Source organism: Brachyspira catarrhinii, assembly GCF_005518285.1.
Lineage (GTDB): Bacteria > Spirochaetota > Brachyspiria > Brachyspirales > Brachyspiraceae > Brachyspira > Brachyspira catarrhinii.
In genome coordinates this window covers 1-5,854 of record NZ_SJDU01000132.1, presented here as the reverse complement: position 1 = coordinate 5,854, position 5,854 = coordinate 1, and the positions used below count along the sequence as shown (strand labels likewise).

At 28.6% G+C, this 5,854-nt stretch carries 10 protein-coding genes; all 10 read right to left on the bottom strand.

The window, feature by feature from the left end; all coding sequences use genetic code 11:
• Window positions 1-640, bottom strand: a 640-nt coding sequence (locus tag EZH24_RS06255) for a thiamine diphosphokinase (RefSeq protein WP_137998275.1), incomplete at its 3' end; no start/stop codon positions are given.
• Between the two features lie 15 nt (window positions 641-655).
• Window positions 656-976 (bottom strand): DMT family transporter, encoded by a 321-nt coding sequence (locus EZH24_RS06250; RefSeq protein ID WP_137998274.1) that lies wholly within the window; start codon window positions 974-976, stop codon window positions 656-658.
• Window positions 977-1,007: 31 nt separating this feature from the next.
• Window positions 1,008-1,619 carry a hypothetical protein gene (locus tag EZH24_RS06245; protein WP_137998273.1) on the bottom strand — a complete coding sequence of 204 codons (612 nt, stop codon included), beginning with the start codon at window positions 1,617-1,619 and terminating at the stop codon, window positions 1,008-1,010.
• A gap of 99 nt (window positions 1,620-1,718) precedes the next feature.
• Complete coding sequence (gene aroC / locus EZH24_RS06240) at window positions 1,719-2,819, bottom strand: chorismate synthase (RefSeq protein ID WP_137998272.1); 1,101 nt, start codon at window positions 2,817-2,819, stop codon at window positions 1,719-1,721.
• Between the two features lie 2 nt (window positions 2,820-2,821).
• Window positions 2,822-3,220, bottom strand: a complete 399-nt coding sequence (locus EZH24_RS06235) for a hypothetical protein (RefSeq protein WP_137998271.1) — start codon at window positions 3,218-3,220, stop codon at window positions 2,822-2,824.
• Window positions 3,207-3,422, bottom strand: coding sequence for a hypothetical protein (locus tag EZH24_RS06230; protein ID WP_137998270.1), 216 nt, complete (start codon window positions 3,420-3,422; stop codon window positions 3,207-3,209). Before EZH24_RS06230 ends, EZH24_RS06235 begins: the two co-directional genes overlap by 14 nt.
• Before the next feature lie 86 nt (window positions 3,423-3,508).
• Window positions 3,509-3,892, bottom strand: coding sequence for a retropepsin-like aspartic protease (locus tag EZH24_RS06225; protein ID WP_137998269.1), 384 nt, complete (start codon window positions 3,890-3,892; stop codon window positions 3,509-3,511).
• Window positions 3,885-4,142, bottom strand: coding sequence for a hypothetical protein (locus EZH24_RS06220; RefSeq protein WP_137998268.1), 258 nt, complete (start codon window positions 4,140-4,142; stop codon window positions 3,885-3,887). The genes EZH24_RS06225 and EZH24_RS06220 overlap by 8 nt, the downstream gene beginning before the upstream one ends.
• 49 nt (window positions 4,143-4,191) lie before the next feature.
• Window positions 4,192-4,593 (bottom strand): type ISP restriction/modification enzyme, encoded by a 402-nt coding sequence (locus EZH24_RS15320; protein ID WP_137998267.1) that lies wholly within the window; start codon window positions 4,591-4,593, stop codon window positions 4,192-4,194.
• Between the two features lie 7 nt (window positions 4,594-4,600).
• On the bottom strand, window positions 4,601-5,854 hold a 1,254-nt coding region (locus tag EZH24_RS15315), incomplete at its 5' end, for a type ISP restriction/modification enzyme (RefSeq protein ID WP_336596089.1).

Here is a 5,854-nt window from a genome sequence, read left to right as displayed (position 1 = left end):
AAGTTCTGAAAACTAAAAAAAAGCCGTCCGATAATATTTCAATTTCGTCTCCCAAAGATTCATTTAAAGTTCCTTGCCACCAATATTTATAGGCGTCTGTTTTCCATTTAGTTCCTTTCGATTCAAATTTATAACAGTCGATATTGAAAAAACTAATTTGCTGTCCTTTGAAAGAAGCGAATTTTGAATTTCCGTAAGCAGCGACAAAATAGCCATAGTCCGTGAACATTACCGCATCGATTTTATATTCTTTAAGATAGGTTATAAGATGAGATATATTGCCTAATGTATGGTCTTCTCGTTTTCCCGTAGCTCCGACATAAGCGATGCGATTGAAACCTTTATTAATACAAAATCGAGTCGCTTTAGTTTGGTCGTTCGTATCTTGTTCCGTTTCTATATGCAAAATTTCTTTATATTTTTGTTTGAAATTTTCTGGAATCGAATCGCCGTCTCCTACTATAGCGTCAAATTTGCCTCCGTCCTTAATATGTTTCAAAGCCGCTCCATCGCAGCAACAAATAAAATTAGCGTTTCTTAAAATAGTTAAAGGAATTTCCGCAAAAGGATAATCTCCGTCTCCCAATATCACGGCGTCAAATTCGCTATTTTTATCAATTAAAGGATAATATTTTTGCATATTGATTTATAATTTTTAATGAGAAGAAGTTACTTTTAAACCTATTATTCCAATCAAAAGAAGCGTCACAAATAAAACTTTCGGCAATGTAAAAACTTCTTTAAACAATATAATTCCAATTATTACAGAACCTAAAGCTCCAATTCCTGTCCAAATAGCGTAAGAAGTTCCGAGAGGCAAAATTTTTGTAGCTTGAGCTAAAAAAACAAAACTAAAAACCATTCCTGTAATCGTTAATATTGAAAACTTTAATATGGTAAATCCGTTTGATAATTTTAAACATGTAGCCCAAAATATTTCAAGAATTCCCGCTAAAATTAAATATATCCATTCCATAATATTAACCTTTTTATTTAAATAATTAATTTTAATTCATTTGAGATAAAATATTTTCTATATGTTTAAGTTGTCTGTCGGCGGTTTTATTATAATCGATTTCGCCGAGAGCGATTTTATAAGCCTTGTCGATTAAATTATCCATTTCCAATTTCGATTTATTAACCATAACTTTTTGAGCTAAATCTTTCGTAATCGCCCATCTTTCTTTCGCCAAATTATAAAAATAAGTCGCGTATTCAAAACTTTTCTTTATATCTTCGTCAAACTGCGAATTGTAAAAATAATAATTTTCTTTATCGTAAAGTCCCGCGATATAAATATAATTTTGAGTTATAAGATAATTAAATTGCATATGCATCAAGTCTTTATATCGAGTATAGGATTCTTCCGTTTCTATTATCGTTAACGCTCTGTTTACAAAATCGAAAGGCGCATTCAAGGCTCGCTCTAAATAATCGACATTTTTAAGCATATCGTATTCTAAATAATAGGAAGGCAAAGAATATAATCTATAATAATCTTCCGCATAAACTATATAACCGTAATCTTTTTTTTCAATTATTGTGGATTCTTTAAATCCGACTTTTGAATAAAGATTTAAACTAAAAATTACAAATATTATAAAAGTTATTTTTTTCATTTTTATTTTTACTTAAATTTTATTGATTAAATTATTTTTTTATTATTAATATTAACGGTAAAAATATATAATTCTTTATTTCTTATTTATTATTAATTTTTATTTCAAAAATTTTCCTTTCATTTCAACGCATAAATCTAATAATGCAACCGATAAAGCCGCTTCCAAAACGGGAACTGCCCGAACGGCAATGCAAGGGTCATGTCTTCCTTTAATTATAAGTTTTTCTTCTTTTTTAGTTTTTATATTCAAAGTTAATTGCTCTTTCGCTATAGAAGGAGTAGGTTTGATTGCGACATTAACGACAATCGGCATTCCGTTTGAAATTCCTCCCAAAATTCCGCCGTTATTATTAGTTTTCGTTTTTATTTTATTATTTTTTATCGTATAAGCGTCATTGCATTCGCTTCCTTTATAATTAACAAAATCGAATCCGAGTCCAAATTCAATTCCTTTAACCGCGGGAACTCCGAACATCGACTCCGCTATTCTGCTTTCAATAGAAGAAAAAAAAGGCTCTCCAAATCCCACTGGAACATTAAAAGCGACTACCGTTATAATTCCGCCGACTGAATCCATATTCATTTTTGCTTCTTTAATTATTTTTATCATTTCGTTCATCGCGTCATTGTCGAATACGGATAATTCTTTTTTGTAATTATTAACAAATTCTTTATAACTTGGCAATCTGTCGTTTGGATATTTGTCTTTTATATTATAGATTTGTTTTATATGAGCTGCTATATTTATACCAAATTTTTCTTTCAAAGCCAATTTACATAAAGCGCCCGCAAATACTAAAGGAGCTGTTAGCCTTCCAGAAAAATGTCCTCCGCCTCTTATGTCGTTATAATTTTGATACCTTATCATCGCCGTAAAATCGCTATGAGAAGGGCGAGGCATTATTTTTAAGTTTGAATAATCCCCGCTTCTTTTATTTTCATTTCTTATTATCGCGGCTATCGGCATTCCCGTAGTTTTATTTTCAAGCAAACCCGAAAGAATTTCCACTTTATCTTTTTCGTTTCTTGTAGTCGATATGCTCGAATTTTTCGCTCTTCTTCGCTCCATTTCTAATTCTATAAAATCGTTGTCAATTTTAATCCCATTCGGAAAACCGTCAATAACACATCCGATGGCTTCTCCATGCGATTCGCCGAACAAACTTAATTTAATATTTTTTCCAAACACGCTTCCCATATTTAATCGTCAGCATCTTTTCCTTTTTTATATCCATAACCGTATCCGCCAATGGCTGTGAAAAATGAAAGAATAATAGGAATAAGAATATCCTTTAATAATTCGATATTATCTTTGAATATAAATATTATAAACATTATTATCGCTATAATAATTATAGCTGTAATTCTTATTTCTCTTTTGTCTTTAAATTTTCTTTCATCATGTTTATCATCGTTTTCTATCAATTTATTTATATTATCTTCCGAAAGTTGCGGAGTAGGATTAAAAGAACCCATAAGAGACATAAATTGACGTTCAACTATACCTGTTTTAATTTCTTTTTCTTTTAGTTTATTATTTTCTTCAGAAAGAAGTTTTTTATTATTTTTATTGCTAATTTTATTGTTATTTTCTGCCATAATTAATATTTACCATCGTTTTTGTTATTCTATTGCAAGCGGGAATTATTACTCTATTTATAGAATCGTTTATTTTTTTTCCCATTATTCTACCATAACATAAACTAACAATGGCGTTAAAATCTTCTTCGCCTATTTCTTCCCTATATTTTAAAGCAAGATTAAGCAATTTTTTTTCTTCTTTTACGCTATTTTTATACATAAAAATTCCTTGATTAAATATATTATAAACTTCGGAATTTAAAACCGACTTTTTTAATTATAATAAAATTATTAAATTTTGTCAAATTATATATTAAATATAAAAATATTATCAGATACTATTAAACAACCTTTGCTTATTATGTCCATACCTATTATTATATCAAAATCAATATTATCGGCTATTTCCAACGCTTTAATTTTTTGTTCAAAATTTATTTCATTTTTATTTAAAGGAATTATTAAATTGATTTCATAAATATTAACTATACTTAATCCCGTAGGAGTTTGTAGGCGAGTTTTAGAAATTGGAATTAAATTTAATTGTTTAGCTACTTTGCCGATTATAGCGCTTACGGTTGCTCCAGTATCGAATAAAATTTTAACGGGCGTTTTTATCTTATTATCTTGCATAATAAAAGCGTCAGCTAATAATTGATTATTTATCAAATTAAGCGTTATTTTAGGCATTTAGCATATTTCCCATAAATCCTAAATTTATCGGCAAATCGTTTACTTTTTGAACGGAATATAAATTATCTTCGTATTTTATTTTTGCATATTTTATAGCGTCATCAATGCTGTCAAAATATTCTATAAATTCCTCTTTTCTTATTAAGACATATTTATCAAGCAAATAATTTGGGATTTTATCTTTTTCTTTTAAGAAGAATTGATAATTATTGTCGACTTCTTTTTGTATTTCTTCTCTTGTGGACATAATTTAACCTCTTAATTAAGTATATCAATAATATTTTATTTTTCAAGTTTTACCAAACGGTAGAGAGCCAAACCTCCTTAATCTCCCTCTGCGCTAAAATCGTCCTCTCAATTATCGACACAACTTTAATCAAATGCTTAATATCGCTCAAAGTCAAAATCTCTCTCGCCTTAATATATTTTTCAATCGGCTTATAACCGCCAATGGAATAATGATAAACTTCTTTTTTCACATTTTCAAAATATTGTTTTTCGTTTATATAAATTCTTTTTTCTTCTTCGTTATATTTACAGTAAGATATTTTATGCTCGCCTTTTTCAGGGTAGCCTGCGCTGATTTGCGGAACTTTTTTAAGCAAATGCAAATCAATCAATTCTCCGCCCAACTTTTGCAACCTATCGAAAATATTTTTATCATTCGTAAACGGAATTCTCGGATAATCATATTTCAAATCTTCTTTAATAATTTTCTCTATAACTCGGGCAGTAAAGAATCGCGTAAATATAATTCAAAATTTCTCTCGGATTATCGTTTATATAATTTTTCAAAAACTCCTTAAAAGAATTCGTCCAATTCGGCTTGCATGAATTTTCAAATCCCAACTCTTCGGCGGAATTTTCTTCGTATAAATAAAGCGGCGCAATATAATCTTGTCCACTATTAACATGCACATCTATCATTTTATCTGTAATAAAAGTATGTCTGTAATTATTATCAGTCACATTTCTTGTAAAAATTAAACCAATATTTTCTTTATCATTTAAAAAATTTTTAGCTACTTCAAATGATGGGCGGCTTGTAATTCCAACTTTATAATAAATAAATTGAAAATCAAAAGTTCTATAATGGATTTTAATTATATTATTTTCTTCAAAATTTTCATTTTTTAATCTTTCAATTAATTTATAACCGCTTGAATTTTTTACATTATATTTATTTATAAAATCTTCATTTAAATTTTTAGAAAATAATATTTTCATTCTTTTTGTAAGTTCGTTTTTATCTTTATCTATAAATAAACTATCTCTATCGGTTTTTACTCCGCTATTTACAATATTAAAAATTTCAGTTAATCCGATAAATTCATTTAAATATTTTTCATTGCTTTTAACTTTAGTAAACCAATGATATTTTTCATCGTCTTCCAATTTAATTAATTTTTCCGAATAAATAGATTTGTCCGCTAAATAATTTCTTTTGAATTCTTGCGAGCCAAAAATTTCATGAAAATAAACTTTGCAATCGCCACCGTCATAATGACTTTTCTTATTTCCCGTTTTTACGAATAAAGCGATACAAACGCCGACTTCCTTTATATTAAAAATATTGAAATCCGCCGAGCCATCGGGACATTTTTCGCCTTTATTCACATTGCCATGCAAATCCAAAATATAAATTTCATCGAATGTTTGCATAAGTTTTCTTCTCATTTCTCTATGAGTGACGCCGCTAATAAAAGAATTGTTTACTATTATTCCGATTATTCCCTTTTCTGCGCTTTCCATTTTCCAATGAGCGAAACGAATGAATTTTATATAATCGTCATCCAAATTAATTTTCTTTTCATTCAAATTTTCTTTATAAAATTTTAATTTATCTAATATCCATTCTTTGCAATTAATCTCTTCCGACTTTGAATTGTAAGGAGGATTTCCCATTATAACCAAAATCGGCTCTTCGTTTTTTATTTTATAAGCGTTGTCCGATTCCGC